Origin of the sequence: uncultured Maritalea sp. (genome assembly GCF_937139385.1) — a bacterium.
GTDB classification, from domain to species: Bacteria; Pseudomonadota; Alphaproteobacteria; order Rhizobiales; family Devosiaceae; genus Maritalea; species Maritalea porphyrae_A.
Map to the genome: position 1 here is coordinate 1 of NZ_CAKZPW010000357.1, position 1,710 is coordinate 1,710.

At 47.5% G+C, this 1,710-nt stretch carries 1 protein-coding gene and 2 pseudogenes; all 3 read left to right on the forward strand.

Annotated features, from left to right (window positions below; all coding sequences use genetic code 11):
* Positions 1–89 precede the first annotated feature (89 nt).
* Positions 90–248, forward strand: a pseudogene (locus Q0231_RS14445) (YcjX family protein); the annotation flags it as partial.
* A complete protein-coding gene (locus Q0231_RS14450) occupies positions 245–1,243 on the forward strand; it encodes a TIGR01620 family protein (protein ID WP_299348505.1) in 999 nt (332 codons plus the stop codon). The pseudogene Q0231_RS14445 and the gene Q0231_RS14450, both read left to right, overlap by 4 nt.
* Positions 1,244–1,327: 84 nt before the next feature.
* A pseudogene (locus Q0231_RS14455) lies at positions 1,328–1,710 on the forward strand (hypothetical protein); the annotation flags it as partial.

Sequence of the window (1,710 nt, forward strand, 5' to 3'; positions counted from 1 at the left end):
CCAACTTTCAATTTTCGCAAAAACCGCATCGCTACAATCAAATTGAAAACCTCTTGGAGTAAACCCTCCAGCATCACTCTCCAATGAAAATATATGATTTCCAAGCTTCTAAGGACGAAGATCCCTTGCGGTATTTGCGGTTCAAGCCACCCAAATTGGAAAAAACTGCCGAAGGTTTAACCCTTTCCTTGCCACACATTCGGATGGATCGAGCACTGCAGTTTTTGCTGGGAGACAAATTGGCATGAATGCCCCACGAACAAAATCCCGCAAACCAACCGCCCAGTTATTAAGCAGCGCACGCATTGTAGATGCACCTGCTATTCCCACCGAAATCGAATTGGAGGAAACGCCAGTAGAAATTCAACCGCCCAAACGCCGCTTTTCTTTTGGAAAGGTCTTTTGGGCATGTTTGGTCGGCCTTGCAGGTCTTGCATTTGGCATTTGGATAGACACGCTGATCGAAGATCTTTTTGCTCGTACACCTTGGCTTGGATATGTCGGCCTGGCATTAACAGGCCTTTTGATTTTTGCTTTCATTGTAGTTTTTGTGAAAGAAATTAGGGCTTTGTCCCGATTGCAAACCCTTCGGCAACTTAAACGACAAGCGACTAAAGCCTATAAAAGGGATGACCTAAATCTGGCTCGAGCCGCTGTCAGAAACTTGTTAAATTTATACAGTACGAAGCCAGAAACAGCCCGTGGCCGAAGCCTTTTGCAAAGCCAGCTCGGTGAAGTTATGGATGGTAGAGACTTGTTCTTGTTGGCAGAGCGAGACTTGTTGGCGGAATTGGATGCAAAGGCAAACAGCTTTATTCTAAGCTCTTCAAAACGCACATCTATTGTAACTGCAATCAGTCCGCGAGCTCTGATTGATGTGCTATATGTCGTGGTGGAAAATGTTCGTCTCATTCGTCGAATTTCAGAGCTTTATGGCGGTCGACCTGGTTTGTTTAGCTCTTGGCGCCTTGCTGGCACTGTCGTCAGTCATCTTGCCTTAACCGGCGGCATATCGGCTGGCGATAATCTGATTCAAGATGCATTGGGGCATGGATTGGCAGCAAAGGTTTCCGCACGTTTGGGTGAAGGCGTAATCAACGGGATGTTGACCGCGCGAGTTGGTCGAGCGGCAATGACGGTATGCCGTCCACTACCATTTTTGGCCAGCAAACCACCCAGCTTAAAAAGTATCTTTGGCGAGTTGACAAAAACAAAGGATAACCAACACGATGTGCCGAGATAGTTCTGAACGCAGGTCGGTCCACACGTGAGATATGTTTCGCTTCGCTCCACTGTAAATACGGGGGAATGCGATGAAAATGCCCATATGAATGTGCAGTTTTATTTTGCTAAGTTTGATGATGCAGACCGGGTTCTACGCTCGCAGTTTTCACTACCTACCTTAACAAGAGCAGCGCGAAAAACACGACATGTTCGTTACCATAGGGAAGCTGCTGCTGCAGCCATGCTTGCGGTTCGCTCAGCAATTGTGTTGCGCAATGGCGCTGCGGTGGCTGTCGTACACAAAATGACAAATGAACCAAACCGGTTCGTTATGGCAACAGCGCTGGATTCCTACGATACAGGAGCAATGGAGCGAATTTTCAAGACGTCGAAATTACCGTTTGTTGACTGGGATGAGATCTCCGATGCACATCCACGAGGTTTGAATTTAGGACCCGCGCTCCCCGTGCCAGACAATGTGACAAT